23 protein-coding genes are annotated in these 26,710 nt (G+C 56.3%); 13 read left to right on the top strand and 10 right to left on the bottom strand.

Annotated features, from left to right (window positions below; translation table 11 throughout):
- Window positions 1-120 precede the first annotated feature (120 nt).
- The 7 genes from FNY10_RS13300 to FNY10_RS13270 all read left to right on the top strand — a co-directional run bounded on the left by FNY10_RS13300 (window position 121) and on the right by FNY10_RS13270 (window position 7,832).
- On the top strand, window positions 121-1,020 hold the full coding sequence (locus FNY10_RS13300; RefSeq protein ID WP_131048114.1) for a proline iminopeptidase-family hydrolase: 900 nt from the start codon (window positions 121-123) through the stop codon (window positions 1,018-1,020).
- On the top strand, window positions 1,020-1,958 hold the full coding sequence (locus FNY10_RS13295) for an ABC transporter permease (RefSeq protein WP_160702780.1): 939 nt from the start codon (window positions 1,020-1,022) through the stop codon (window positions 1,956-1,958). The genes FNY10_RS13300 and FNY10_RS13295 overlap by 1 nt, the downstream gene beginning before the upstream one ends.
- Window positions 1,955-2,800 carry an ABC transporter permease gene (locus FNY10_RS13290; protein ID WP_160702778.1) on the top strand — a complete coding sequence of 282 codons (846 nt, stop codon included), beginning with the start codon at window positions 1,955-1,957 and terminating at the stop codon, window positions 2,798-2,800. Before FNY10_RS13295 ends, FNY10_RS13290 begins: the two co-directional genes overlap by 4 nt.
- The gene (locus FNY10_RS13285) at window positions 2,797-3,777 is read left to right on the top strand and encodes an ABC transporter ATP-binding protein (protein ID WP_100685233.1); all 981 of its coding nucleotides are present in this window, start codon (window positions 2,797-2,799) and stop codon (window positions 3,775-3,777) included. The genes FNY10_RS13290 and FNY10_RS13285 overlap by 4 nt, the downstream gene beginning before the upstream one ends.
- Window positions 3,777-4,811: an ABC transporter ATP-binding protein gene (locus tag FNY10_RS13280; protein ID WP_160702777.1), complete on the top strand. Its 1,035-nt coding sequence runs from the start codon at window positions 3,777-3,779 to the stop codon at window positions 4,809-4,811. The genes FNY10_RS13285 and FNY10_RS13280 overlap by 1 nt, the downstream gene beginning before the upstream one ends.
- Entirely contained in the window at window positions 4,792-6,306 is a 1,515-nt protein-coding gene (locus FNY10_RS13275; protein ID WP_131048112.1) for an ABC transporter substrate-binding protein, read from the top strand. The genes FNY10_RS13280 and FNY10_RS13275 overlap by 20 nt, the downstream gene beginning before the upstream one ends.
- A 257-nt stretch (window positions 6,307-6,563) precedes the next feature.
- Window positions 6,564-7,832, top strand: coding sequence for a dicarboxylate/amino acid:cation symporter (locus FNY10_RS13270; RefSeq protein ID WP_100685230.1), 1,269 nt, complete (start codon window positions 6,564-6,566; stop codon window positions 7,830-7,832).
- Between the two features lie 306 nt (window positions 7,833-8,138).
- Here the strand turns inward: FNY10_RS13270 and FNY10_RS13265 are convergent, their stop codons facing one another.
- The 9 genes from FNY10_RS13265 to yegD all read right to left on the bottom strand — a co-directional run bounded on the left by FNY10_RS13265 (window position 8,139) and on the right by yegD (window position 17,013).
- Entirely contained in the window at window positions 8,139-8,756 is a 618-nt protein-coding gene (locus FNY10_RS13265) for a helix-turn-helix transcriptional regulator (RefSeq protein ID WP_131048111.1), read from the bottom strand.
- Between the two features lie 152 nt (window positions 8,757-8,908).
- On the bottom strand, window positions 8,909-9,046 hold the full coding sequence (locus FNY10_RS13260) for a small membrane protein (RefSeq protein ID WP_141964235.1): 138 nt from the start codon (window positions 9,044-9,046) through the stop codon (window positions 8,909-8,911).
- 421 nt (window positions 9,047-9,467) lie between these two features.
- Window positions 9,468-10,163: a response regulator transcription factor gene (locus FNY10_RS13255; protein ID WP_131048110.1), complete on the bottom strand. Its 696-nt coding sequence runs from the start codon at window positions 10,161-10,163 to the stop codon at window positions 9,468-9,470.
- Window positions 10,160-12,142, bottom strand: a complete 1,983-nt coding sequence (locus FNY10_RS13250; protein ID WP_416309024.1) for an ATP-binding protein — start codon at window positions 12,140-12,142, stop codon at window positions 10,160-10,162. The genes FNY10_RS13255 and FNY10_RS13250 overlap by 4 nt, the downstream gene beginning before the upstream one ends.
- Before the next feature lie 392 nt (window positions 12,143-12,534).
- On the bottom strand, window positions 12,535-13,143 hold the full coding sequence (locus FNY10_RS13245; RefSeq protein ID WP_160702775.1) for a dienelactone hydrolase family protein: 609 nt from the start codon (window positions 13,141-13,143) through the stop codon (window positions 12,535-12,537).
- A gap of 10 nt (window positions 13,144-13,153) precedes the next feature.
- Entirely contained in the window at window positions 13,154-14,110 is a 957-nt protein-coding gene (locus FNY10_RS13240; protein ID WP_160702773.1) for a glutathione S-transferase family protein, read from the bottom strand.
- A 10-nt stretch (window positions 14,111-14,120) separates the two neighbouring features.
- Window positions 14,121-14,528: a DoxX family protein gene (locus tag FNY10_RS13235; protein ID WP_100685226.1), complete on the bottom strand. Its 408-nt coding sequence runs from the start codon at window positions 14,526-14,528 to the stop codon at window positions 14,121-14,123.
- A 107-nt stretch (window positions 14,529-14,635) separates the two neighbouring features.
- Entirely contained in the window at window positions 14,636-15,544 is a 909-nt protein-coding gene (locus tag FNY10_RS13230; RefSeq protein WP_160702771.1) for a LysR family transcriptional regulator, read from the bottom strand.
- Window positions 15,545-15,660: 116 nt separating this feature from the next.
- Window positions 15,661-17,013, bottom strand: coding sequence for a molecular chaperone (gene yegD, locus FNY10_RS13225; RefSeq protein ID WP_100685273.1), 1,353 nt, complete (start codon window positions 17,011-17,013; stop codon window positions 15,661-15,663).
- 137 nt (window positions 17,014-17,150) lie between these two features.
- Between yegD and alkA the strand changes: the two genes are divergently transcribed.
- The 4 genes from alkA (at window position 17,151) to asmA (ending at window position 21,416) form a co-directional block, all read left to right on the top strand.
- Window positions 17,151-17,999, top strand: a complete 849-nt coding sequence (gene alkA, locus FNY10_RS13220) for a DNA-3-methyladenine glycosylase 2 (protein ID WP_160703297.1) — start codon at window positions 17,151-17,153, stop codon at window positions 17,997-17,999.
- Between the two features lie 228 nt (window positions 18,000-18,227).
- Window positions 18,228-18,869, top strand: coding sequence for a uridine kinase (udk, locus tag FNY10_RS13215; RefSeq protein ID WP_100685222.1), 642 nt, complete (start codon window positions 18,228-18,230; stop codon window positions 18,867-18,869).
- A 90-nt stretch (window positions 18,870-18,959) separates the two neighbouring features.
- Window positions 18,960-19,541, top strand: coding sequence for a dCTP deaminase (dcd, locus tag FNY10_RS13210; protein WP_100685221.1), 582 nt, complete (start codon window positions 18,960-18,962; stop codon window positions 19,539-19,541).
- Window positions 19,542-19,568: 27 nt separating this feature from the next.
- A complete protein-coding gene (gene asmA, locus FNY10_RS13205; protein ID WP_160702769.1) occupies window positions 19,569-21,416 on the top strand; it encodes an outer membrane assembly protein AsmA in 1,848 nt (615 codons plus the stop codon).
- Window positions 21,417-21,721: 305 nt separating this feature from the next.
- Here asmA and FNY10_RS13200 read toward each other — a convergent pair whose 3' ends face one another.
- Window positions 21,722-23,308 (bottom strand): TerC family protein, encoded by a 1,587-nt coding sequence (locus FNY10_RS13200; protein ID WP_131048271.1) that lies wholly within the window; start codon window positions 23,306-23,308, stop codon window positions 21,722-21,724.
- A 901-nt stretch (window positions 23,309-24,209) separates the two neighbouring features.
- Here FNY10_RS13200 and galF point away from each other — a divergent pair.
- Together galF and FNY10_RS13190 are read left to right on the top strand one after the other, a co-directional pair.
- Complete coding sequence (gene galF / locus FNY10_RS13195; protein ID WP_160702767.1) at window positions 24,210-25,100, top strand: UTP--glucose-1-phosphate uridylyltransferase GalF; 891 nt, start codon at window positions 24,210-24,212, stop codon at window positions 25,098-25,100.
- Between the two features lie 474 nt (window positions 25,101-25,574).
- Window positions 25,575-26,204: a phosphatase PAP2 family protein gene (locus FNY10_RS13190; RefSeq protein WP_160702765.1), complete on the top strand. Its 630-nt coding sequence runs from the start codon at window positions 25,575-25,577 to the stop codon at window positions 26,202-26,204.
- The last annotated feature ends 506 nt before the right edge of the window (window positions 26,205-26,710 follow it).

The following is a 26,710-nucleotide window of genomic DNA, read 5'->3' as shown; positions in this document are numbered from 1 at the left end:
ATTCCGATGCCGTACCGGCGCGGCGTAAAACTAGTATTTTTGCTAACTGTTCAGCTTCCGGCGATGCCGTTAGCGTTAACGCAACGCCAGTAGCCAGCCCTGTACGACGAGGAATAGACCATGTGGAGTGAAATAACGGCCGATCGATGCCATAACATTGCGGTAGACGGATACAACGTCGTGGCCTGGGAATTTGGCGACGGCGATGAGTGCGTACTCTGCCTCAACGGCGGGCCGGGGCTACCCTGTGACTATCTGCGCGAGGCCCACTCCTGCCTGAAACAGCACGGCTATCGGGTGATCGCCTTCGACCAACTGGGGACCGGAAAATCGGACCGGCCGGATGACACCAGCCTTTGGACCATGGCGCGCTACGTGCGGGAGGTGGAAACCGTTCGTCAGGCGCTGGGGCTCGGCAAGGTGCATCTGCTTGGTCACTCGTGGGGCGGATGGCTGGCCATTGAAGTGGCATTGCACCATCCTGGCGCAATTCGCTCGCTGATTCTGGAAAATACCGTCGCCGATATGCCGCATCTGGTGCAGGAGCTTAACCGTCTGCGCGGTGCGCTGGGGCCAGAAACCGTCGCCATGATGCAGCGCTATGAAGCGCTGGGCTGGCTGGATCATCCGGCCTATCAGGCGGCGATTACCCTACTGAATTATCGCCATGTGTGCCGTCTCGATGTCTGGCCCGAACCGGTTAAACGCTCGCTGGAGGACTGGAATATGGCGCCGTATATCACCATGCAGGGGCCGAACGAATTCCTCTATACCGGTAATTTAAAAGCATGGGATCGCAGCGCCGAACTGAGCTTAATCCGGGCACCGTGCCTGATCACCAGCGGCCAGCATGATGAACTCACTCCCGCCTGCGCCCTGAAAATGAAGCAGGGGTTGGCGAATGCCGAAATCGCGATTTTTGCCAACAGCAGCCATATGCCGTTTTATGAAGAGCCGCAGGCTTACTACCCGGTGCTGCTCGACTTTCTGGCACGCCAGCGCGATACAGGAGGCCGTTAATGCATCGCTACCGCTTTCTGCTGTTTCGTCCGCTACAACTGATCCCGGTTCTGTTAGGCATCAGCCTGATTACCTTCATGATGGTGCGCGCGATCCCCGGCGATCCGGCGCGCATTCTGCTGGGGACGCGGAGCACCCCGGCGGCGTTGGCGCGTATCCGCGCGCAGTTTGGCCTCGACGAACCGCTGTGGGTGCAGTACGGCTACTTCCTGCGCAATCTGTTGCAGGGGGAGCTGGGAAAATCCATCGTCTATCGGGTCGACACCCTCAAGCTGATTGCTTCCCGACTTGAGCCAACGCTGTGGCTGGTGCTGGGCAGCGTGCTGTTGGCTATCATTCTGACGGTGCCGCTGGCCGCGATTGCCGCCCGCCAGCGTGGACGTCTCGCCGATCGGCTGATCCGCCTCTTTACCACCGCCGGGCTGGGTTTTCCGGCGTTCTGGCTCGGCATTATGCTGATTCTGCTGTTCAGCATCGCGCTGGGCTGGTTTCCGGTCTCCGGCTATGGCAGCGATTTCTTTGACCAGCTGCACCATATGGCGCTGCCGTGTCTGACCGTGGCGCTGGCTCTCTCGGCGGTATTGATTCGTAACCTGCGCGCCAGCCTGTTGATGGAGATGAGTAGCGACTATGTGGTGGCGGCGCGGGCGCGCGGACAGCGGGAAAGACGCATTTTCTGGCGGCACGTGCTACCCAATTCGCTGGTCCCGACCATCAATCTGCTGGCGGTGAATATCGGCTGGCTCATCGGCAGTACGGTGGTTATCGAAAGCGTGTTTGCCATCCCCGGCCTCGGCCAACTGCTGATCAAGGCGATTTTTAGCCGCGACTACATGGTGGTCCAGGGGGTAGTGATGGTCTTTGCACTCGCCACCGTGGCGGTCAGCCTGCTGGCGGATATGTTGACCGTGGCTCTCGACCCGAGGATAAAGCTATGAAAGCGATCGCGACTTTTTCCCGTCTGCGTCAGCGGGTCATCCCGCGCCAGCAGGCGTTATATTTCGGGCTGGCGATTGTCGGTTTATGGTTCCTCATCGCCTGTCTGGCGCCGTGGATAGCGCCGTTCGATCCGATAGCCCAGGATGCCTCCTCCAGCCTGCTGCCGCCGGGCGGCGCGCATCCGTTCGGCACCGATAACTTTGGCCGCGATATTTTTTCCCGCGTGCTGTGGGGGGCGAGGGTGGATCTGCAGATCTGCCTGCTGGGGGTGCTGTTTCCTTTTATGCTCGGCACCACGCTGGGGGCGCTCTCTGGCTATGCCGGCGGCGCCGTTGATGCGCTGATCATGCGCATCATTGATATCGTGCTGGCCTTTCCGTTTCTGGTACTGATGCTGGCGATCATCGCCGTCCTCGGGCCGGGACTGGGCAGTTTTTATATCGCTATGGCGCTGGTGGGCTGGGTTTCCTACGCCCGACTGATACGCGCTCAGGTACTGACCTTAAAGCTGCGCGATTTTGTTCTGGCGGCCCGCAGCCTCGGCTATGGGCATCCGCGGATTTTATTTCGTCATCTGCTGCCGAATGCGCTGAGCGGGGCGATTGTTTTTTCGATGTCCGACTGCGTGCTGGTGTTGCTTAACGGGGCCTCGGTGAGCTATCTGGGGCTTGGCGTGCAGCCGCCTACCGCCGAGTGGGGCGTCATGATTGCGGAGGGGCAGAGTTTTATCACCACCGCATGGTGGATAACCACCTTTCCCGGACTGGCCATCGTGCTGCTGGCGATGGGGTTTAGCCTGCTGGCCGACGGGCTGGGCGATAAATCAGGAGCGCGCGGATGACTCTGCTGAAGGTAAACAATCTGACGGTCATGCGCGGCGCAGATCTGGCGCTGGTGGACAACGTTTCGTTGAGTCTCGACGCCGGAGAGATGCTGGGGCTGGTCGGCGAGAGCGGTTCGGGTAAAACCGTGACCTGTCGGGCGCTGATGCGTCTGCTGCCGGGGGCCGGGTTGCGGATTACCGGCGGCGAGGTTGTGCTGAACGGGCGCGATATTCTGACCTTGAGCGACGACCACATGTCGGCGGTGCGCGGGCGGGAGGTCGGCATGATTTTTCAGAACCCAACCAGCCACCTTAATCCGGTGATGACCATCGGCGAACAGATTGCCGAAAGCCGCCGCCTCCATTTCGGCGCCAGCCGCCGTCAGGCGCGGGAGGATGCGCTGGCATTGCTGCGACAGGTGGGGATCCCCGACCCGCAAAACCGGCTCAATAACTATCCGCATGAATTCTCCGGCGGCATGCGCCAGCGGGCGATGATTGCCGTCGCTCTCGCGCCGGAGCCCGCGCTGCTGATTGCCGATGAGCCCACGACGGCGTTGGACGTGACCGTGCAGATGCAGATTCTGCGCCTGCTCAGCGACCTGCGCGCCGAGCTGGGGCTGGCGGTCATTATGATCACCCACGATCTCGGCGTAGTAGCGCAAACCTGCGACCGCATTGCGGTGATGTACGCTGGCCGGTTGTGTGAGGTCGGCGGTAAGCGCGAAGTGCTGGCCGGGCCGCTGCATCCCTATACCCGCGGGCTTATCGACTGCCAACCGGTCAGCGAAGGCGGGCGGGGGAGGCTGACGACTATCGACGGCCAGCCGCCGGTCGCCGACCATTTTCCGTCAGGCTGCCGCTTTCACCCACGTTGCCACCGCGCCGATGAGGCTTGCCTGCACCAGCCGTCGCTGGCTTACGGGCAGGATAGCCACAGTCATGCGGCGGCTTGTCATCACATGTTGCCGACGCTCGTCCGGCGGGAGGAATAATGGTGCGTACTCACTGGCCGTTGCTGGAGGCCGATAATCTTTCCGTTACCTTTCCGCTTTCCGGCGGATGCGGGTTGTCGAAACGGGCGGTGCATGCCGTCAGTCAGGTTTCGTTGCAAATTTATCCCGGCGAGACGCTCGGTCTGGTCGGCGAATCCGGCAGCGGTAAAAGCACGCTGGGTCGGGCGCTGTTACAGCTTGAGCGGGTGACCGCCGGAGAGGTGCGCTTCGATGGTCAGCGAATTACGCATGGTTTAACCAGCGATATCGCCCGTCTGCGCCAGCAAAGCGCGATGATTTTTCAGGACCCCTTTGGCTCACTGAACCCACGTCAGACCATCGGGGAAAGCATCGCCGAGGTGCTGCGGGTTCATCAAAAGGTGCCGGGCGGCGCGGTCGCGCAGCGAGTCGCGGAGTTGCTCACTCAAGTCGGCCTGCGTCCGCAGCAGGCCAGCGCCAAACCGGCGCAGCTTAGCGGCGGCCAGTGCCAGCGCGCCGGTATAGCGCGAGCGCTGGCGATGGAACCGCGGCTGATCGTCGCCGATGAGTGCGTCGCGGCGCTGGATGTCTCTATTCAGGGGCAGATCGTCAATTTACTGATGGATCTGCAGGAGAAGATGGGGCTGGCGATTCTGTTTATCGCGCATGACCTGGCGATTGTGCGTCGGCTCTGCGATCGCGTCGCGGTGATGTATCTCGGGCGTATCGTGGAAGAAGGGCCGGTGGAAGCGGTTTTCAGCCGACCGCTGCATCCCTATACCGCCGCGCTGGTGGCGGCAATCCCGGAGATCGACCCCGATAAGCCGTTGCCGAAGAGTGGGTTGGGGGGCGAGCCGCCCAGTCCCGTCGCTGTTCCACAAGGCTGTGCATTTCATCCGCGCTGCCCTTATGCGCAGGTGCCGTGTCGCACCGGCGCACCACCACCAATCCGGCAGATTGCCGATCGCGCATATGCCTGCGTACTCAACCACACGGGTAATGAGACCGTTTTTCCTTTTACAGGGGGATCTTTTGATGAAGCACAGACATGTTAAGTTACTGGCGGCGAGCGTTTTTCTGGCGCTGAGCGTGGTCAGCGAAATGGCGCAGGCGGCGGGCGTATTGACCATCGGTCGCCGTGAGGACAGCACCACGTTTGACCCGATAAAATCGGCGCAGAATGCCGATAACTGGGTCTTTTCCAACGTCTTCGACCCGCTGGTGCGGGTGGATAAGACGGGGACGAAGCTGGAGCCGGGCGTGGCGGAGAGCTGGACTATCTCCGCGGATGGCAAGGTCTATACCTTTAAAATTCGCGAGACTAAATTCTCGGACGGGACGCCGTTGACCGCCAGCGATGCGGCTTTTAGCCTGCTGCGTATCCGCGACGATGCGGGATCGCTGTGGCGCGATTCCTACAGCATTATTGCGCAGGCGCAAGCGACGGACCCGCGAACCCTGGTGGTGACGCTGAAATCGCCTTCAGCCCCTTTCTTATCGCAACTGGCGTTGCCGAATGCGTCGGTGATTTCGCAGCAGGCGATGAAAACGGAAGGCGAGGAGGCTTTTGCCGAAAAACCGGTGGGATCCGGCGCGTTTAGCGTCAAAGAGTGGCTGCGTGGCGAAAAAATCGTGCTGGTCAAGAATCCCAACTTCTGGCAGGCGAAAAACGTCAGTCTTGATGGTGTGGAGTGGTTAACCATTCCGGATGATAATACCCGCATGCTGAAGGTGCAGGCGGGCGAACTGGATGCCGCGTTGACGGTGCCTTTCTCGCGGATTGCATCCTTACAAAAGGACGCCAGCCTGAAGGTGGAGCTTGACCCGTCAACCCGCGAAGATCATCTGCTGATTAACCATTCTCATGGCGCGCTGGGCAAAGTGGAAGTGCGCCAGGCGCTGGATTTTGCCATTGATAAAGACGCTATCGTCAAGACCGTGACCTTTGGCTATGGTCAGGTGGCGAACTCCTACATTCCCGCCGGGGCGCTTTATCACTATGCGGATAATCTCCGTCGGCCATACGATCCGCAAAAGGCCAAAGCGATGCTGAAAGCGGCGGGCGCCGCCGACCTGAAGCTGAACTATGTGGTGAACGCCGGGGATGAAGTGGATGAGCAAATCGCTATTTTACTCCAGCAGCAGCTGGCGAAAGCCGGGGTGACGGTCAATTTACAAAAAGTGGACCCGAGTCAGAGCTGGGATATGCTGGTGGCCGGGGATTACGATATTTCGGTGATGTACTGGACTAACGATATCCTCGACCCCGATCAAAAAACCACCTTTGTGCTGGGGCATGACGCCAACATGAACTATATGACCCGCTACCATAACGAGCAGGTCAAAGCGCTGGTGGCCGCCGCGCGTGTGGAGATGGACAGTAAAAAGCGGGAGCAGATGTATATCGAGCTGCAGAAAATGGCGAAAGCAGACGTGAACTGGATCGATCTGTATTACAGCCCGTACCGCAACGTCAGTCGTAAAAATATTAGCGGTTTCTATCAGAATCCGCTGGGTCGCTTCTTCCTCGAAGATACCGTGAAAAACTGAGCCTTCTCGCGTCGGTCGGCCCCGGTCGCCGACGCTTTTTTCATCGCCGCCGACGCTCCTGCCGCGCAAAACCTGACAACCCGAACGGGATTGATATGTGTCAAGGTTTGCTTCAACTATCGACATAAATAACTAAAAAAGAGTTGTAACCCTGGCGTCTTTTATTCAATTTATGTGGTGAATGTTTAATGCACTCGTATAAAAAAAACATATGTGCATTAAAATCAATACATTAAATAAATCAGGGGTTCTTTTTTGTGGCAAGTGCAAACAAACTTACGCTGTTTATCGTTATTTTCATGCTGTTGGGGATCCTCTCCGGCGCAGTGATCCATGCGTATGCCTCTCCGGGCACGATTACCGCATGGGCAGAAAATATCACGCTCTTTACCGACATGTTCTTACGACTGATTAAGATGGTGATTGCGCCATTAGTCTTCAGTACGCTGACGGTGGGGATTATGCGTCTGGGAGAAACCGCGACTATCGGACGAGTAGGCGGCAAGGCGATGGTGTGGTTCATCACCTCGTCGATCCTCTCTATTCTGGTCGGGCTGGTGATTGTGACCATTGAACATCCCGGCGCGGGCTTAAACCTGGCGATTCCGAAAGAGTCGGTTGATACCGGCCTCGCGGTCAGCGGAATGAGCTTGAAAGGATTCCTGTCTCACACCATCCCGACCAGCATTACCGAGGCGATGGCGAACAACGAAATTCTGCAAATCGTGGTGTTCTCGATGTTCTTCGGCATTGCCGGGGCCTCGTTGGGGGAAAAGTTCAACGCGCCGCTGGTCGCTGCGCTGAATGTTGTCTCGCATATCATGCTCAAGGTCACCGGATATGTGATGTACGTGGCGCCGTTAGCGATTTTTGCCGCGATCTCGTCGGTTATCGCCTCACAGGGGATGGGCATTCTGCTTAACTATGCCTCCTTTATCGGCGGCTACTATGTGGCGGTGCTGCTTACCAGCGCGGCGCTGCTGGCGGTGGGCTATATGGTGCTGAAAAAAGAGGTTTTCCGCCTGCTCAATATGCTCAAAGATCCGGTGCTGGTGGCCTTTACCACCAGCAGCTCGGAAGCGGCGTATCCGAAGACGCTGGAGCGGCTGGTCAGCTTTGGCTGCTCGCGCAACATCGTCTCCTTCGTGCTGCCCATTGGCTACTCCTTTAACCTGGTGGGGTCGATGGTCTACTGCTCGTTCGCCTCAATGTTTATTGCCCAGGCTTATAATATCCAGCTGAGTTTTAGCGAAATTACCGTCATGATGCTGACGTTGATGCTGGCTTCAAAAGGGATTGCCGGGGTTCCCCGTTCCGCGCTGGTGGTACTTGCCGCCACGATCCCGAGTTTCAATATTCCCGTCGCCGGGATTTTGTTGCTGATGGGCATCGACCATTTCCTTGATATGGGCCGTTCGGCGATCAATGTGCTGGGCAATGGCATTGCTACGGCGATGCTGTCGAAAAACGAAGGGCTGTTAGAGGAAGAGGAGCCGGAAGCGGAGCCTCAGCAGGCGCAGGCCTGATAGCTCAACGCCCTCTTCGCGGGGGGCGTATTTTCCGCCGGTTGCGGAAAAAGAGGCCCCCAACAGGCACGCAAGGGGCAATGTGACGAAAGAATATCACCCGCGATTAACGTCTTATTTTCATGGTACAAAAATACGCGGCAGTATCTTTATACCCGGGTGTGGGATAATTTTACCGGTTAATTGCGCGGCATGAGAAGTTATTTCCCGCTTATAAGATTGTTTTCAGAACGGATAACCCGGGCAACCCGGCGAATTCCGAATTTTCACTGTTTTTAATCCTGTCCCGTATCACGCTGATTGATCTTAGCCGCGCTCTTTTAACACGCTAATGAACTGAAAGAAGTCATGATGATTATTCAGTCCATATTTTTCCATGATCTGGTTCTTATGATAAATAACGGTCTTCGGGCTAATCTGGTGCAGTGCGGAAATTTTACCAATATCAAAACCATTCATCAGACCATGGGCAACGACGACCTGCGAAGGCGACAGGCTTTTGTGCGGGCAGTTGGCGCATATTGATGCTGAATCGACCGCCCGTTTTGATTCCGGCTGTTCATTCTTCTTTAGCGCCCTGGCAATAATTTCACGCAGGCTGTCAATATTGACCGCTTTGACCGGAACGAAGGTAACGTCTTTCAGGCAATTGACGATCCGCGTCTTTTCCGGCAGCTCATCATAACTATGCAAAATGATGACCGAACTGTTTTGTTTACGGTTTTTAATACTGGTATTACAGAGATGAATCTCACCCGGGAGAATCTCAGCGATGATAATGTCCGCAGCGGACAATTCGCTTGAGTGACCGCTAAACCCGATGGTCAGGTCGTCGCGGGTCCGGGTGAGATCGTTGACAATTGCCATTAGCGACGCCTTGAGGAAGGTGTTTCGGCTGATAATCGCGATGCTTATTTTTCTCATGGCGTGACTTTCCGGCGGCATCAACATAATACCATGCTGCGAGTAACCTTTCTGGCGTTTACGGCAATTGCCGTGAATCGGGAATATCGTATTTGATGAACGGAAAATGGCCTTTCATCAACACGACGGGAGGGGCAGAAGCTCTGCCATGATTATTTCCTTCGCATTTTTCGGTCGGCGAAGGGGATTTTCTGTTTTCTTCTGTCTTTTATGTAAGAAATAAAGCTATAAACGGAGATGCCGAAGAAAAACAGGCATAGCAATAAAGCCAGCCACGTTTGCAAAGCCATAATGGATCATCCTTAACTGAGTTTTGTGCTGTGATAAATATGCATCAGCGCGAACGCCAATATTATTATTCTGTTATTCCGCGTGAAGCTGCTGCTGTCGTCGCGGCGTCTGCCGCGTAAAATTTTCGCGCGACATCGCCGCCTGGAACCCAACCCTGGCAGAGTGAAACCCGGCCTGTCCGCAAGATGGCTAGTACGAAAGGGCGGGCGCGGTTCCCCTCTCGTCGCATGGCTAATTTGGGGCGCTATCGTTGCGGTATAAGGTCAATGTAAGAAAATTCTTAATGTACTGTCAGTCTCATTTCTCTCATTTCTCTCAAAAAATGAGAAAAATTAACAACAATAGCAAAGTAAATAACGTATGGATGATCGAGCTGGCGGAGAATGCCTCTCGCCGGTCGTATGACGGCGGTGAGGATCCTCAGGGAATAAACGCCAGACCTTTGCCAAAAATGGCCCGGATGGGCAAGGTCATACCGTGTAGCCTCGCTTTGTTGCGCAGCCGGCTGATCACCACGTCAATGCGGTGCAGTTCCGCCTCATCTTCATCGGGGAAAAGATAGGCGTGCAGATCGACCTTGCGACAGACTTCGCTGGGGTTACGCATTAAGCGCGCTATCAGCCGGTGCTCTTGCTGGGTCAGCGGCAGCGCGATGCCGGACGGCGCCAACAGGCTTTCCGGCTGCAGTACCCAGGATGAAGAGGCGGCCTTCTCGTCGACGGGGGCCGCGACAGGGGGGGCGGGGGTTTGCTGCACAATCCGGGCGCCCAGCGAATCAATGGTCTCCGCCAGAACGGAAAAATTCACCGGCTTGATGAGATAGAAGTCTGCGCCAAGATTGAACGCCTGCAGCTTATCCTGCTCATGCCCTCTGGCCGTCATGACGATCAGCCCGTACTCGCCAATCTCATGCAGATACTCCAGAACGCTGAAGCCGTCTTCGCCGGGCAAGCCAATATCAACCAGCACAATGTCTACCGGATCGCGATGCAGCTGCCGCCAGAACGCTTCCGCGCTGTGTACGCCCCATGCGCTGAAGCCGCGAAAGCGCAGGAAGGCCAGCAGTTCATCAAGGAGATCGGCGCTATCTTCGATGATGGCGACGCGTAATGTCATGATTTACCCTTTTGCTGTGGTGGGGCATCCTGGGGAAGCGTGAGCGTAAATTCGCATCCCGTCGGACCGTTTACTGCCAGCCAAAGCTCACCGCCGTGAGCCTGGATGATTTGTCGGGCGACATACAGCCCAAGACCGGTGCCAACCGGCGTCGCGGTGCAGACGACGCCGCGCCGGTAACGCTCAAAAATCTGGTCAACATGATCAAGGGCAATCCCGGGCCCGTGGTCACGAATAGCGATTTCGCAGCGCTCCGCCTGCGGGCGAATGGCGATCGCAATCTCGCCGGACGGCGTGTACTTCACCGCATTGTCCAGGAGGTTGGCCAGCGCAATGCACAGCAGTGCGCTGTCGGCAAACAGCGGCGGCGAACGGGTCGTCGAGTCGACCCTGTGCCCGTCCAGCGTGATAGTCAGATAATGATTGGCCGAGAGTTCAACGACGGTGGCCGCCATGCGGATAACCGAGAGCAGATCGGCGTTTTGTTTATCCACATGCAGCGCACTGGAGGAGAGCCGGGCATCGGCCAGACAATTATCGGTTAACTGAACCAGGCGTGTGGTGGCGCGCTGCATGCGCTCCAGGCGCGGCCGTTGCGCCGGTTCCGGGGAGCACAGACGCAGGTTCTCCAGCGCGGCCTGGATAACCGAGAGCGGCGTTCGGAATTCATGTGCCACCATGCCCATAAACTGACGTTGATGAAAGCTTGCTTCGCGCTCGATCCGCAGTTCGCGCGTCAGCTGTTGTTTTTGCACCAGCCTGCGGTTTTCGGCCCGTACGCGCAGGACCGCAATAATCAGCACGGCGATGATATGTACAATCAGCGCGTACTGCCAGATGGAGTAAATCGCGTTGTGAAAGGGAATGATGCCATGGATCGATAACAGCGCCAGCGCGGTGGCAACAACATACGCCGGCGGGAGCAGCCCCAACAGGAATGTATTCCAGTCAATGGCTTTTCGTCGCCAGAGCGCCCATGAGGTCACCAGCAGCACGGGGGCGGCGACAAAGAAGATCCCCGCCTCAATTTGCATAGCCAGTCCGTAAAAGTCCAGTGGAATGCTGGCGAGGAGGAGCATATTTAAACCGATAGCCGCGACGAGTATCCGCTGTAAGCGCGGCATGTTGTTCTTAAGATCAAACACCTCGCTATGCAGCCACAGCGCGGTAGCGTAACTGAGCAGCGACAGGTAGCTGATCATCGCGTCCTGGATCCGGAGAACGGCATTGCCGAAAAACCACTCCGGGTAGCCGTGCAGAGCGGCCACCAGCGGATAGTTGAGGGAAAACAGGCAGATCCCCCACAGTAAACGGCGGCGCAATAAAACGGCGAGCCACAGAGCGACGCCGCTGGCAATCACCGCCAGGCCAAAGTAAAAGCTCCAGAATGCGGTATCCCGGGTCGCGGACTGGAGAAACTCCTGCGGCGAAGAGAGTGTGCTCAGCAGCAGCAGGGTGCTGCTACTCTGAATGCGGAACACCACGTCGTAACCTGTCGCCGCCGGGGGCGGCGGCAAAATCAGGACGCTTTCACGATAGTCAAGATCGCTCTCCCTGGCCGATGAACGGTCGCCAAACTCTTTTTTAATCCATGGCCCGCCTTGCGCTGAAGGGCGGTAGAAAACGCTGAAATGATCGATAAAGGAGGGGCCGAGCTGAAGCCAGCGCTGCTCCCCGCTGAAGTACGTCGCCGGTAACGAAGCTTTGAGCCAGTAAGCTTTTGACGAGTAGCCAAATGAGGGAATGCGTTGCGCGGTAGTCAGCGCGCTCGCGGGTAAAGCGATAAATTCATCTACCGTCATCTTGCCGGTGGCGTCGGCATACCCATGGACGGGAATATCAATGCCAAACTGGCGTACCTGGGCATGAAGCGGCCCGGACATCTGGAAGAAAATAAACAGGCCGCAACACAGCCGAAAAGTGGCGCGGAGCCAGCCCGCCGCCCGAGCAGAATGAATAACAGCGCACACGTGATTCAATCACGCCCCCTTGTGGCATCTCTTACGATATGAGTTCGATTTAAATAGTCAGCGCGTTTATAACCCGCATCGCCAATCCTCCCTGATTCTAGGAAAATTCTTAGGTCCGGACGGTGAGGCATTTTGCTGACGTGCGCGAGATTATTCCAGCCTTATCTGTCATGCGCGATACTGGCCAGACCTGCGCCGCTAAAGGCAACAAACCGAATAGCGGTGGCGGCATCGGTATACCACAGCGCGATGAACCGGAGGATACGATTTTGTGATAGTTCGATTTTGTGATAGCGGGCGGGTCTGGCGGATTAAAAAAGTTCTGCACGCTATGTCGTGAAAACAGGTGCAGGACTTTTTAGCGATCAATGTCGGCTGACGTGTATTTAACGCGATGAATATTATTCAGCCTGAAGCAGCGGGGTTAAAAAGTGCGCCGCTTTCATGGCGCCATTCGTGGTGATGGTGTGACCGACGCCGGGCTCGAAGTAGGTATCGACATCCACGCCGAGGGCGGCGAGTTTGTGCGCGGCGTTTACGCTCTCGGTCTGACTGATGACCGGATCGTTGCTGCCGTGGACCAGCAGCGCGGGCGTGCCATAAACCGGCTGCCAGGGCTGCGGGGAGGCAAGGCGTCCGGAAAAGGAGATGACCGCGGCGAGCGGCAGATGTCCGCTGACCAGCGCATCCAAAGACATAATCGCCCCCTGAGAGAAGCCCGCGAGGATCAGCCGATCCTCGTCAGGGGAAAAATGATGCTTATCCATCACCTCTTCAAGGGTGCGGTTGAAGGCGCCGCGCGCGCTGGCGATACGTTCAGCGCGCGACGCTTCGCTGATGCCGTTGACGCTGAACCATTGATAACCCGGCCCCATATCAAACGCGTCTGGGCCGTCAGGCGTGGCGACCATCACCTCCGGTAGATTCTGACGCCAGAAATGGCCCAGCCCTTGTAAATCTTCGCCGCGGCTACCGACGCCGTGGAGCAAAATAATCAGTGTCTTGTTCATTGCGACTCGCTTAAAGTCCGTAGCGGCTCAGGTCTGGCCCTGCCGGTACAATGCCGTTGGGGTTCAGCGCCTTGATGGAATAATAGCCCTGCTTAATATGATCGAGACTGACCGTTTCACGAATACCCGGAACTGCCAGCAGATCGCGTACATAGCGGTCAATATTGTGGTAGGCCGTCAGGGGACGGAGATTACATTTAAACAGGCCGTGGTAGGCGGCATCGAAACGAATCAGGGTCACGAACAGGCGAATATCCGCCTCGGTCAACGCCTCGCCGCACAGGTAGTTGCGGGTGGCGAGGCGCTGCTCCAGCCTATCGAGCATTGAGAAGACATCGCTTACGGCGTCCTGATAGCTCTCCTGGGTCGTGGCAAACCCGGCGCGATAGACGCCGTTGTTGAGCTGCGGATAAATTTCGGCATTGAGCCTGTCAATCTCTTCGCGCAGCGCCTGCGGGTACAGATCGATATCGTGACGGGCCAGTTCGCCAAAGCCGCTGTTCAACATCCGTACGATATCGGCAGACTCGTTGTTGACGATCGTCCCGGTGTGTTTATCCCACAGCACCGGGACCGTGGCGCGCCCGGTAAAGTGGGGATCGGCCAGGGTATACAGCTGATGAACCCATTCGGCGTTATTCAGCGTATCGCGGTTAGCGCCGGGGTAGTCGCCAAAATGCCAGCCTTCATTCAGCAGCCAGGGCTCGACGACCGATACGCTGACCACCGCCTCCAGCCCTTTGAGCTTACGGGCAATCAGCGTGCGGGAGGCCCACGGGCAAATCAGCGCGACGTACAGATGATAACGGTCGGGTTCAGCGACAAACCCGCCGTTACCGGTGATGCCGGGGGCGCCATCCGGCGTGACCCAGTGGCGAAAACTGGAGGTCTGACGCACGAAGCCGCCCCGACTATCCGTTGCCTGTACCGGGTGCCAGTCGGCGGTCCATTTTCCATCGATGAGCATAGCGACCTCGTTAACGTTTTGCCGACGTTGGTTTTAAAGCATATTTACCATCCCCGGTCAGCGCTAGGACGAGCAGGCCGACAATCCACAATGCCGGGAATTCCCAGCCGCCGTTGGGGTTGGTAAAGAAGAAGCCTGCCGGGCCGTGAACGGTGAAAATCGCGCCCAATAAAATGGGGATCAGCACCACGGCGACGATACGGGTATAAATTCCCAGAATCAGGGCGATGGCGCCGAAGAATTCAACAGCCATGGTGATATAGGCCAGCCAGCCGGGAAGGCCGAGCGAGACGAAAAACCTGGCGGTTCCGGCGGGGGTGAAGGCGAAAAACTTGAGACTAAAATGCGCGAGGAAAAGAATACCGAGCGCAAGGCGCATGACCAGGGCAGCATAAGGGGTGGTGCGTTGATCGAACATGGTGGAGTCCTCATTTTCAGTTGACTGAAGGACTGTACACTATTTCTTTTTTGTGGATTATCCCGTTAAAACGCGCATGTTTATTCCTATATTGGAAATAATAAGGCTTAATACTTCACCCGTTCTTGCGCGGCGGAAAAGATATCCACCAGAAAATCGATCATCACCCGTGATTTATGCGCCAGATAGCGTGCGGGCGGAAACACGGCGAACAGCGCCAGCGGCGGCGCTTCATAAGCGGCCAGCACCGGCACAACCTGGTGCTCATCGAGCGCTTTGCGGGCAATAAAAAACGGCAAGCGCGCGATCCCGAGCCCGGCGCAGGCGGCGGCAAGGCAAATTTCGGCATTGGAAAATTTCATCTTTCCGCGCACCGGCTGGGAATGCAGCTGTTGCTGCTGATCGAGAAACGGCCAGTGCCAGGGATCGCGAAAGTTAGTATCGACAATCAAATCGTGCTGGCTAAGCGCTTCCCAGCTTTGCGGTTCGCCCCGCTGGGCCAGGTATTCCGGCGAGGCAATCACCACGCTGCGCACGGGGCAAAGGCGACGGGCCAACAGGGTGCTGTCGGTTAAGTTGCCGATTCGCAGGGCCAGATCGAAACCCTCATCGACAACGTTCACCAGCCGGTCGGAAAAACTGACATCCAGTTCAATATCCGGATAGCGGCGGGCAAAGGTCACCAGGTGAGGGGCCAGCTGCGTGGTGCCAAAGGTGACGGGGGCGGAGATACGCAGCTGCCCGGCAGGGGCGTTGGAGATGTTGCGAACCGAGTCGTTGAGCTCATCGAAATCAATCAATAGCTGGCGGATACGCTCATAATAGGCGAGGCCAACATCGGTTGGCGTCAGCGAGCGGGTACTGCGTCTGAGCAGGTGTACGCCAAGGTCGCTTTCGAGACGGGAGATGAGTTTTGAGGCCTGGCCGTGGCTCGTACCGCAGCGCTGTGCGGCGAGCGTAAAACTGCCCGTTTCCATTACCGCGACAAACATCCGATCGCAATCCAGCCGTTCCATTCGGGCACCCTTTGTAGTGTGAAAGCGCCATTATAGCAAAGGGCGGCGGAGATCCGGGCGTTTCGCGGAGAGCGACGGCTGAGCTGCCTGCCGGGGGACGCCGCCCCCGGCATCAATCAACGAAAGACGACCTGCGCCCAGCGGGCCAGACCGGCGGTGACGGAGCCAAAATCATCGCCGCCGGCGATCGGGATACCCGGCAGGTGGGCCGCCAGCGCTTTCTTAATCAGCGGTGAGCGGGCGCTCCCCCCGGTCAGGTAGATCACATCCGGCGTTTCGCGGCTGTTGTCCAGCGCCAGCTGAACCTGCTCCATAATACGCGTCAGCGGCTGATTCAGCGCCGCTTCCAGCCCTTGCTGGCTGATAGCCGCGGCCAGTTCATTACCGATAAACGGCAGTCCTGTGGTCACCTGCTCCTGTGCGGAGAGGGCGATTTTACTCTCCTCGGCACTGCGCACCAGGCGGTAGCTCAGGCGCTGGCGCCAGACTTTCAGCAGCAGCGCGACTTTGTCGCCGTCGCGGGCATCGCGCAGGAGATCATTGAGCAAGCGACCGTTGGCGCTGCTGTAGAAATCGGTTTGCGCCGGTACATCGTTGATAGCGACGGCGTTCCACCACGGCAGCACCGGTAAGGCGATCCCTTTTTCCGTTTCGCCGCCCATCCCCAGCAGCGGCATCAGGCATTTAAAAGCCAGGGCGATGTCGAGATCGTTCCCGCCGACGCGACAGCCGCTGTGGCCGAGTAAACTTTGCTGGCGATCGGCTTTCTGCCGCCACTGCGGCCCCATCAGCAGCAGCGAACAGTCGGTGGTGCCGCCGCCGATATCGACGACCAGCACGCGTTGTTCTTCTTTGAGCGTTGCTTCGAAATCCAGCCCGGCGGCAACCGGCTCAAACTGGAAAACGACGTCGCGGAAACCGGCGCGCTTCGCCGCGCGCTCAAGGATCCCCTGCGCCTGGGCGTTGGCGTCATCGCCGCCGAGCCCCTGGAAGTTGATCGGTCGGCCAATCACCGCCTGGTCAATGGTTTCCGGCAACTGCGTCTGCGCCTGCTGCTTAATATGCAGCATCATGGCGCACACCAGATCTTCAAACAGCGCGACCTGCTGCGGCTTCAGGCCGCTGGCGCCGAGGAACGATTTCGGGGATTTAACGAAGTAGACTTCTTGCGGATCGTCGACATATTGATGCAGCGAGGCCAGACCAAACTGGACGCTGTTGTCGAGGACGTCGATGTCTTCATCGCGGTTATAGTTGATGGCGCGACGCAGCAACGCCTGGTTTTCATCGCCGTTGGTCGGCACGTCATGATGGCGATAGAGCCATTCGCTGACCGCTTCGCGGGTTGGTGCCGACAGCATTGACGGCAGCAGCTTGCTGCCGTTTTCCAGCGTTAACAAGTGCGGAAGATTATCGCGCATTACGGCAACCGAGCAGTTGGCGGTGCCGTAGTCAAAACCAATAAACATGACCTGAAAAATCCCCATGCCAGTGAAGAAGGGGGGCGACTTTAGCGGATTGCCGCCACGGCGACAACAGGAATTTAAAAGCAAGGTAGCCCGGACGTGGAGGGTCTATCATTGAGGCAATTAAAGAAGGAGAAATGATGACGCTGTTACCCTGGCACTCCCCCTACGACCCGCAATGGATATTCGGTTTTCTACGCGCCCGTGCGGTGGCAGGTATTGAAACGTTCAGCGAGGAGCGTTACACCCGCAGTTTTTCCCAGGCGGGCCATCGCGGCCTGATCACGGTTGAGCCCGATCTGGCGGCGCAGGGATTACGCGTGACCTTATCTGACGGCCTGCTGCCGGTGGCCGAGGCGTGCCACGCCCGGGTGGCGCTCCTGTTTGATTTAGCCTGCGACCCGCATCAGGTGGCCCGGACGCTGGGCGCGCTGGCCAGCGCGCGTCCGGGGCTGCGTCTGCCGGGATCGCTGGATGCCTTTGAACAAGGGGTGCGCGCGATACTGGGGCAACTGGTCAGCGTGGCGATGGCGGCGAAGCTGACGGCAAAAGTGGCGGCGGCTTACGGCGAACCGCTGGCGGAGGCGCCGGAATACAGACTCTTTCCGCAACCGCACACCCTGGCGCAAGCGGATCCGTTAGCGCTTAAAGCCGTGGGCATGTCGCGGCAACGCGCTGAGGCTCTTATCCATCTGGCGCAGGCGGCGGTTGACGGTCAGCTGCCGCTGGAGGCGCCGGACGACATTGAGGCGGCGATGAAACAGCTGCAAACGCTGCCCGGTATCGGCCGCTGGACCGCCAGCTATTTTGCCCTGCGCGGCTGGCAGGCGAAGGACATTTTTCTGGCGGATGATTACCTGATTAAGCAGCGGTTCAGCGGTATGACTCCGGCGCGTATTGCGCGTTACGCCAGCCGCTGGCAGCCGTGGCGTTCTTATGCGCTGTTGCATATCTGGTATAGCGAAGGATGGGCGCCGACTGAGGAATAGCCATGCGGGGCGCATATCACTGGTATCGACGCGCTGAAATCCCTATAATTGCCGCGTTTGACGGTCAAACGTCACCCTTCCAATACATGAAATTATTCGAGATGCGTCTCAAAACTGTTAGCGTTTTGAACAAACCCCACAAGGGCGAGGCGGCACGCCGGGTCACGCGGGGGCAGCTCGAAGGGTTATGTGTATATACATCCAGGTTAATCAGGTCGCAAAAAAGTTATGACTGATACGTCTCATCAGTGCGTCATTATTGGTATCGCCGGCGCATCGGCTTCGGGAAAAAGTCTTATCGCCAGCACGCTGTATCGCGAATTGCGTGAACAGGTTGGTGATGAACATATTGGCGTTATTCCGGAAGACAGCTACTACAAAGATCAAAGTCATTTGTCGATGGAAGAGCGTGTTAAAACGAACTATGACCATCCCAGCTCGATGGATCACAGTTTACTGCTTCAGCATTTGCAGATGTTGAAAAGCGGCCAGCCGATTGAATTACCGGTCTACAGCTACGTTGAACATACGCGTATGCCGGAAACGATCCACATCGAACCCAAAAAAGTGATCATCCTCGAAGGGATTTTACTGCTGACCGATGTTCGCCTGCGCAATGAGCTGAACTTCTCTATCTTTGTTGATACGCCGCTGGATATCTGCCTGATGCGCCGCATCAAGCGCGATGTGAATGAACGCGGGCGCTCGATGGATTCGGTGATGGCGCAATATCAGAAAACGGTTCGTCCGATGTTCCTGCAGTTTATTGACCCTTCCAAGCAGTATGCCGACATTATTGTGCCTCGCGGCGGTAAAAACCGCATCGCGATTGATATTCTGAAGGCGAAAATCAGTCAGTTCTTTGAATAACACAGACGAATTGTGTAACGTGCAAAGAGAACCCAAATTGCCCTTAACCCCGGAAGGTGTGGGGGCGCGATGCCATAAAGGAGAGAGCTCATGCGTCTGTGCGACCGAGATATAGAAGCCTGGTTGGATGAGGGGCGGCTATCTATCAGCCCGCGCCCGCCCGTTGAACGTATTAACGGTGCGACCGTAGACGTTCGGCTGGGGAATAAATTTCGCACGTTTCGCGGCCACACGGCGCCCTTTATCGACCTGAGCGGGCCAAAAGCGGAAGTGACCGCGGCGCTGGATCGGGTGATGAGCGAAGAGATCGTGCTGCCGGAAGGCGAAGCCTTCTATCTGCATCCGGGAGAGCTGGCGCTGGCGGTGACCTACGAGTCGGTGACGCTGCCGGCCGATCTGGTTGGCTGGCTGGACGGTCGCTCCTCGCTGGCGCGGCTGGGATTGATGGTGCACGTCACCGCTCACCGTATCGATCCTGGCTGGTCAGGCTGCATCGTGCTTGAGTTCTTTAACTCCGGCAAGCTGCCGCTGGCGCTGCGTCCGGGGATGCCGATCGGCGCATTGAGTTTTGAACCGCTGTCAGGCCCTGCGGCACGGCCCTATAACCGCCGTGAAGACGCCAAATATCGCGACCAGCAGGGCGCGGTGGCGAGTCGAATCGACAAGGATTGATAACGTAAGCGGTGTACTGAGGGTGCCATGAGACGAATTCTGACGACGCTGATGATCTTGCTGGCGGTGGTTGTAGCCGGGCTGACCGCGTTGGTATTGCTGGTTAATCCCAACGATTTTCGCGCCTATATGGTGCATAAGGTGGCGGAACGTAGCGGTTATCAGCTTGAACTCGATGGCCCGTTGCGCTGGCACGTCTGGCCGCAGCTGAGTATTCTTTCCGGGCGCATGACGCTGACGGCACCGGGTGCCGCTGAACCGGTGGTGCGTGCGGATAATATGCGTCTTGATGTCGCCCTGCTGCCGCTGATTTCCCATCAGCTGCAGGTCAAACAGGTGATGCTCAAGGGCGCGGTGATTCAGCTGACGCCGAAGACCGAAGCGGTACGCAGTCAGGATGCACCGGTGGTTCCTCACGACAGTACGCTGCCTCTGGTGGCGGATGACAGCGGCTGGTCCTACGATGTGCGGCAGCTGCAGGTGGTGGACAGCGTCCTCTTTTTCCAGCATGAAGATGGCGAGCAGGTGACGGTACGCGATATTCGTCTGCAGATGGATCAGGATGAACATCAGCACGCGACGCTCGATTTTTCCGGGCGCATCAACCGCGACCAGCGCGATCTGGCGCTCTCTTTCTCCGCCGAGGTGCAGGGCGGCGACTACCCGCACTCTTTGCAGGCTGACATCTCGCGACTTAACTGGCAGCTGCGCGGCGCTGAGCTGCCGGCTGACGGCGTGAGCGGGCAGGGCAGTTTGCAGGCGAACTGGCAGGAAGATGAGAAAAAGCTGAGCTTCGATAACCTCAATCTGACGGCGAACGGCAGCACGATTGCCGGCAACGCCAGCGTGATTTTAGGCGACCGGGCCGACTGGAATCTCAACCTTCATGCCACCACTCTTGACCTCGACAGTCTGCTGTCGCACGGCTTGCCGGCGGCGGATTCTGGCGCCAGCCAGCAGGGGCAAGGTCAGCCGAGGCCGTTGCGCCCGGTGATTGCCGACAGCGATATTCAGGCAGATTACACTAGCCTGCGGGGATTTACCGCCCATCTGTCGCTGACGGCCGACCAGCTTCAGTGGCGCGGAATGACCTTTACCCAGGTGAAAAGCGACATCAGCAACCAGCTTGGGCTGCTGACGATCAATCAGCTTCAGGGCGAGCTGGATGGCGGCCTGATATCGTTGCCTGGCATCCTCGACGCGCGCGGGGAGACTTCGCAGGCCTCTTTCCAGCCGAAGCTGGATAACGTTGAGATCGCCACCATCCTGAAAGCCTTTAACTATTCGCTCAATCTGACCGGTAAGCTCTCCTTAACCGGGGATTTCTCCGGCGAAAGAATTGATGCCGACGATTTCCGTCGTCACTGGCAAGGGGATGCGCAGATACAGATGGCGAATCCTCGTACCGAAGGGCTGAACTTCCAGCAGCTGGTGCAGCAGGCCGTTGAGCGCAGCACCAATGTGCAGGCGCAGGAAAATTACGATAACGCCACCCGCCTGGATTCTCTGAGCAGCGAGCTGCAGCTGGCGCAGGGGCAGGTCACGTTGCAAAGCCTGCAGGGGCAATCAGATTTGATGGCGCTGACCGGGCAGGGCGACCTGAATTTGCTGGACGAAGAGTGCGATATGCGCTTTAACGTGCGCGTGCTGGGCGGCTGGAAAGGCGAAAGCAAGCTTATCGACAGACTCAAACAGACCTCGATTCCGCTGCGTATCTACGGCAAATGGCAAACGTTGAGCTATAGCCTGCAGGTCGACCAGTTGCTGCGTAAGCAGTTGCAGGATGAGGCCAGACAGCGGCTTAACGACTGGATTGAGCGCAATAAAAATACCCAGGACGGGAAAGACGTGAAGAAGCTGCTTGAAAAACGCTAACCACGGTGCGACCTGCCCGACCCGGATTGCGGCGCTAACGCCTTATCCGGGCTACCAGGCTTCCGACCCGTAGCCCCGGTAAGCGTAGCGCCACCGGGGAAAGCAACGGTGCCACCTGCCTGACCATGATTGATCACGGCGCGACCTGCCGGGTCTACGATTGACCCGGTACGACCCGCCCGACCCGAATCGCGGCGCTAACGCCTTATCCGGGCTACCAGGCTTCCGACCCGTAGCCCCGGTAAGCGCAGCGCCACCGGGGGAGCGCGACAGAGCCGCAGGGGAGAGCAACAGTGCCGCGGGGCTCACACTTCGTAGCTCAGCTCATCGTCCCGCGGCGGCGGCGGGATAATCTGCACTTTCTGCACCCGGTGACTCTCGACCTGCAACGTTCGTACGATGTAGTCGCCAATTTTCACCTCTTCGCCCGCTTCAGGGACATGCTGCAGATTTTCCATCAACAGACCGGCAATCGTGTGATACTCGCGCTTATCATCGAGCGGCAGGGGAATGTACTGCACTAAATCTTCCAGCGGCATATGCCCATTGGCGGTCCAGCTGCCGTCAGGGTTTTTCACGATATCGTGGCGGGCATCAATCTCTTCAGCCTCGTTGGGTAAATTGCCGGCGATGGTTTCCATGACATCGCTCAACGTCACCACCCCCTCAACGGAACCAAACTCATCCACCACGAAGGCAAAATGGGTCCTGGCATGGCGGAACTGCTCCAGCGCTGACAACAGAGGCAGCGTCTCAGGGAACACCAGCGGCTGCCGGAGCAGGACGCGCAGGTCGAGCGGTTCGTGGCGCAGCGATTGCTGTAGCAGGTCGATAACGTGAACCACGCCAAGCAGATCTTCATCATCATTTCCGCCGGTGACGACCAGCCGGGTGTGCTGATTTTTCTCCAGCAGCGCGCGGATTTCATCTTCCGGCGCGCTGAGGTCAATATGCTCGATATCATGGCGCGAGGTCATAATACTGCTGACGGTGCGCTGGTTGAGATTCAGCACCCGGCCAATCATCCGGCGTTCCTGAGGGTTGAACAGCGGGTTATCGACCTGGCTGTCAATGAGTGCGGCGGTCTCGCTACTGAGCTCGGCGGTTTCTTTATGCCCGCTGAGTAAATTCATCACCGCTTCGGTCGTCCGCTGGCGGAGCGTGAGGTTCGCGGAGAGGAAGCGACGGCGGTTGAACAACGCCAGCTGGTTCAGCGACTCAATGATGACCGAGAAGCCAATGGCCGCATACAGATAACCTTTCGGGATGGGGAAGCCAAACCCTTCGGCAATCAGGCTGAAACCAATCATCAGCAGGAAGCTCAGACAGAGAATAACGATAGTCGGGTGGCTGTTGACAAACCGCGTCAGCGCTTTGCTGGCGAGCAGCATCAAACTCATGGCAATAACCACGGCCGCCATCATCACCGCCAGATGGTCCACCATGCCTACGGCGGTGATCACCGAGTCGAGGGAGAAGATAGCATCCAGCACCACAATCTGGGCGACCACGCCCCAGAACCTCGCCCCCTTGCGCTGAACCGGATTATCGCTGTCTTTACCCTCCAGCCGTTCATTCAGTTCAACGGTGGCTTTAAACAGCAGGAATAACCCGCCAAACAACATAATCAAATCACGTGCGCTAAAGCTGAGGTCGTGGTAGGTGAACAGCGGCCTGGTCAGAGTGACCAGCCAGGATATCGAGGCGAGCAGCAGCAGACGCATCAGCATCGCCAGCAGCAGGCCAATCACCCGCGCGCGATCGCGCTGGGCCGGAGGGAGCTTTTCCGCCAGGATTGCGATAAAAACGAGGTTATCAATACCGAGAACCAGCTCTATAACCACCAGCGTTATGAGACCGGCCCAAATTGAGGGGTCGGCAATCCATTCCATCATTAGTTAAAACCTATACTACCTGAGAGTGCCATCCGTCGATCATGGATAAGCGACGGTTAAATTGCAATATATTCTCACCTCATGCCGTTGCGAGAAGCGGGAGAATGTCCCGGCTCGTGATATTAAACTGCATGAATTATAGACATGCGCGATTATTTTTTATGCGAATAAGCTCATTAGGAAAAAGTATGGCGGCGAACAACTGAATATAAATTTGCAAATATTGTACTGGATCAATAATGCCGGATTATTGCCCTCTCTGGACGAATAGCAGTATGAAAATCAGACGCCATCAGGAGCAGGGGAAAACACCCTATTCAATCAACAAATCGTCGCTATACAGATTTTCATCCTACTGAATGTCGTGGCTTGCAAAATATTTTGTTTAATCAGAGGATACAAGTAGTTTGAAATGAGGTGTAAAGCACAGAGCCGATGGAAGGCATGGATAGCGGGCAAGGGGCGAGGGAAGGCATGATGGGCGCAGCGGAAAGCTTTCTGCGTTATTTTCTAGCGAAAATAGCGGCAATCATTATTTTTATGAATTATGGCCGGGTGTTCATGAGAATAACCCCTCTTTTTTCTGCGTTTTACGCAGTATTCAATAGCGACCTCCGTCGCGTCCGCCGCCGGGGAAGTAGAGAGAAATCCTGTAAGTTGTGCGAAAACAGGAGAAAGTCCTGACACAGCGCAGAAGATGACGTCAGTTTCATGAGAAATTTCTTAAACCACTCTGTCGGACCTAATACTTTGAGTGTATTCTCTGATGAAACATGTAGTTTCGGAATTTTGCAGGAAGTCGGACTGAGTGCAAAAGGGTAATATCACAGATTGATACCAAGGGAACCTGTAATCGGGCGGGTATCGAAGATTTATCACTATATGGGTGGATATGAGAATGGCAAGTTTGAAAGCAGTTATTCCGGTAGCCGGATTGGGGATGCATATGTTGCCGGCCACCAAGGCGATTCCGAAAGAGATGCTGCCAATCGTTGATAAGCCGATGGTTCAGTATATCGTCGACGAGATTGTGGCCGCAGGCATCAAGGAGATTGTACTGGTTACCCACTCTTCTAAGAATGCCGTGGAAAACCATTTCGATACCTCCTATGAACTGGAAGCGTTGCTTGAGCAGCGCGTCAAACGTCAGTTGCTGGCTGAAGTACAGGCAATCTGTCCGCCGGGCGTGACCATTATGAACGTACGCCAGGCGCAGCCGCTGGGACTGGGGCACTCTATTCTTTGCGCCCGCCCGATCGTAGGGGATAACCCGTTCGTTGTTGTGCTGCCGGATATCGTGCTGGACGATGCCAGCGCCGACCCGCTGCGCTATAACCTGGCAGCCATGGTAGCCCGCTTTAACGAAACCGGGCGTAGCCAGGTGCTGGCCAAGAGAATGGAAGGCGACCTGTCCGAGTATTCCGTGATCCAGACCAAAGAGCCGCTGAACGTGGAAGGGCAGATTGGGCGGATCGTTGAGTTTATCGAGAAGCCTGACGAGCCGCAGACGCTGGATTCCGATCTGATGGCCGTAGGACGCTATGTTCTTTCCGCCGATGTATGGGCCGAGCTGGAGCGCACTCAACCTGGCGCATGGGGCCGTATTCAGCTGACCGATGCGATCGCTGAGTTGTCGAAGAAGCAGCCTGTGGACGCCATGTTAATGACGGGCGAAAGTTACGACTGCGGCAAAAAAATGGGCTATATGCAGGCCTTCGTAAACTACGGGCTGCGTAACCATAAAGAAGGCACGAAATTCCGCGAAAGTATTAAGAAGTTACTTGCGTAAATAGGCGGAGCCAGATTTCAGAAGTGTGAAAATGCAGGATTTACAGAAGTATGAGGCATAAATTCATTATGTCGCATGCTTCTGTAAGACAATGCTGTTGATTAAAACAGCATATTTTAGATAAATATTAATCAATATAAATCAGATGGTTATGCCTGTTTGCTGAAACGCGCTAAATGTATACACAAAAAGCGACTTCGGAGACATCTGGTTGTTGTGCTGGCCCTCCTGTGATGGAATGGTCGGAGTAGCAGAATTTTATGTTTGCTAATAATCACTTAGTAAGAACTTTCTTAAAAAAATATGCATGCTGCGGGTTGTCATAAAAAAATAAAACTTGACTGAGATCATGCTTACGCATTAAACAACAGTCATGCATGCATAAAAATGTGAAGTTATTGGATGTGTATGCCCATACCAACGTCATGGAAAAGGCGCTGCGGACTGGAGAAATCGTCAAAGGATGAAAAATAAATGAACTGGCAGTGGGTTTCTTTTTTTGGCGATAGTACCGTGCTGTTACCCAGTGCGGCAGCAGTGTTCATGGTTTTATTTCTGCGCAGGCCTTCGCGGCAGATAGCCTGGCAGTGGGGTTCGCTGTTTGGTATCACCGGTGCCATCGTCAGTGCATCAAAACTGGTTTTTATGGGCTGGGGGATCGGCATCCGCGAGCTTGATTTCACGGGTTTTAGCGGGCACACCGCTTTATCTACGGCCTTCTGGCCCATTTTCTTATGGCTGCTCTGCGCTCGCGGTAGCGTAGCTTTACGTCGGACCGCAATGGTGATGGGGTATTTGCTGGCTGGCCTCGTGGGGTATTCCCGTCTGGCGATTCATGCTCATTCCCTGTCTGAAGTGATTGCCGGGCTGCTGCTTGGTGCCTGCGGTAGCGCACTGTTTCTGCTGCTGCAGCGGAACTCATCGCGGGTGGTTGATGCGCAACTCTCATGGGGCGGAGTATTCAGTCTGATTATCATTCCGGTGGTGCTGCTCAATACCGGGGCTAAAGCGCCCACACAGTCTCTGCTGGGAGACATTGCCGTCAAGCTTGGCCCGCTGGAAAAACCTTTTACCAGGGCGGATTTGCATAAGCGTTTTTACTGAGTGCGCTGCTGAATGATGTGAGTGAAAATAATAAAACGAACCTTGTCTCCACATTCATATGCGTGAAATAAAGAGTTGTTACTACATCTGAATAATATTTTTGCTGGCGCAGGACGTCTTGAGGCTGAGAAATATCCTAAATAGACAGAGTGCGTCGTAATCATGAATATGGCTTATGTTTGTCAAGTATAAAAAAATGAATTAAGGGTATTAATTTTTGTAGTTGACGAAAGTAATGCTAATAAGTTCAGTTAATTTAGCTTTCCAGAAAAAACACTTAAAAAACAGTTAGTTAACTTTTATCGATGGATGAGCTAAGCTCCGCAGGCTGGCCCGGCGAGATATTATTAAACAATCTTATTGAGGAGCGGTCCACTTGTCGGATGAGTCAGCTTTAGCTGTTTTTATAAGCGAATAGTTGTCATTTTTACTCCCATTTGCCAGCAGAATCTCGTAAACTTAATGCCGCTAAAATACTGTCAGTGAATAATAATCAGGCGGGCGCT

The sequence above is a fragment of the Klebsiella sp. Lac1 genome (assembly GCF_009825425.1).
Classification (GTDB): Bacteria; Pseudomonadota; Gammaproteobacteria; order Enterobacterales; family Enterobacteriaceae; genus Klebsiella; species Klebsiella electrica.
Note: the sequence above shows the minus strand (reverse complement) of the source record. Positions and strands in the feature narration are given on the sequence as shown.

What these genes read in the sequence shown, in the direction of transcription:
- FNY10_RS13295 (WP_160702780.1), top strand. Translation starts at nt 1,020, where the DNA reads ATGCATCGCTACCGCTTTCTGCTGTTTCGTCCGCTACAACTGATCCCG.
- alkA (WP_160703297.1), top strand. Translation starts at nt 17,151, where the DNA reads ATGACGCTGTTACCCTGGCACTCCCCCTACGACCCGCAATGGATATTC.
- dcd (WP_100685221.1), top strand. Translation starts at nt 18,960, where the DNA reads ATGCGTCTGTGCGACCGAGATATAGAAGCCTGGTTGGATGAGGGGCGG.
- asmA (WP_160702769.1), top strand. Translation starts at nt 19,569, where the DNA reads ATGAGACGAATTCTGACGACGCTGATGATCTTGCTGGCGGTGGTTGTA.
- FNY10_RS13280 (WP_160702777.1), top strand. Translation starts at nt 3,777, where the DNA reads ATGGTGCGTACTCACTGGCCGTTGCTGGAGGCCGATAATCTTTCCGTT.
- FNY10_RS13230 (WP_160702771.1), bottom strand. Translation starts at nt 15,544, where the DNA reads ATGGAACGGCTGGATTGCGATCGGATGTTTGTCGCGGTAATGGAAACG.
- yegD (WP_100685273.1), bottom strand. Translation starts at nt 17,013, where the DNA reads ATGTTTATTGGTTTTGACTACGGCACCGCCAACTGCTCGGTTGCCGTA.
- FNY10_RS13290 (WP_160702778.1), top strand. Translation starts at nt 1,955, where the DNA reads ATGAAAGCGATCGCGACTTTTTCCCGTCTGCGTCAGCGGGTCATCCCG.
- FNY10_RS13240 (WP_160702773.1), bottom strand. Translation starts at nt 14,110, where the DNA reads ATGCTCATCGATGGAAAATGGACCGCCGACTGGCACCCGGTACAGGCA.
- FNY10_RS13200 (WP_131048271.1), bottom strand. Translation starts at nt 23,308, where the DNA reads ATGGAATGGATTGCCGACCCCTCAATTTGGGCCGGTCTCATAACGCTG.
- FNY10_RS13255 (WP_131048110.1), bottom strand. Translation starts at nt 10,163, where the DNA reads ATGACATTACGCGTCGCCATCATCGAAGATAGCGCCGATCTCCTTGAT.
- FNY10_RS13190 (WP_160702765.1), top strand. Translation starts at nt 25,575, where the DNA reads ATGAACTGGCAGTGGGTTTCTTTTTTTGGCGATAGTACCGTGCTGTTA.
- FNY10_RS13275 (WP_131048112.1), top strand. Translation starts at nt 4,792, where the DNA reads ATGAAGCACAGACATGTTAAGTTACTGGCGGCGAGCGTTTTTCTGGCG.
- FNY10_RS13265 (WP_131048111.1), bottom strand. Translation starts at nt 8,756, where the DNA reads ATGAGAAAAATAAGCATCGCGATTATCAGCCGAAACACCTTCCTCAAG.
- udk (WP_100685222.1), top strand. Translation starts at nt 18,228, where the DNA reads ATGACTGATACGTCTCATCAGTGCGTCATTATTGGTATCGCCGGCGCA.
- FNY10_RS13245 (WP_160702775.1), bottom strand. Translation starts at nt 13,143, where the DNA reads ATGAACAAGACACTGATTATTTTGCTCCACGGCGTCGGTAGCCGCGGC.
- FNY10_RS13285 (WP_100685233.1), top strand. Translation starts at nt 2,797, where the DNA reads ATGACTCTGCTGAAGGTAAACAATCTGACGGTCATGCGCGGCGCAGAT.
- FNY10_RS13260 (WP_141964235.1), bottom strand. Translation starts at nt 9,046, where the DNA reads ATGGCTTTGCAAACGTGGCTGGCTTTATTGCTATGCCTGTTTTTCTTC.
- galF (WP_160702767.1), top strand. Translation starts at nt 24,210, where the DNA reads ATGGCAAGTTTGAAAGCAGTTATTCCGGTAGCCGGATTGGGGATGCAT.
- FNY10_RS13300 (WP_131048114.1), top strand. Translation starts at nt 121, where the DNA reads ATGTGGAGTGAAATAACGGCCGATCGATGCCATAACATTGCGGTAGAC.
- FNY10_RS13235 (WP_100685226.1), bottom strand. Translation starts at nt 14,528, where the DNA reads ATGTTCGATCAACGCACCACCCCTTATGCTGCCCTGGTCATGCGCCTT.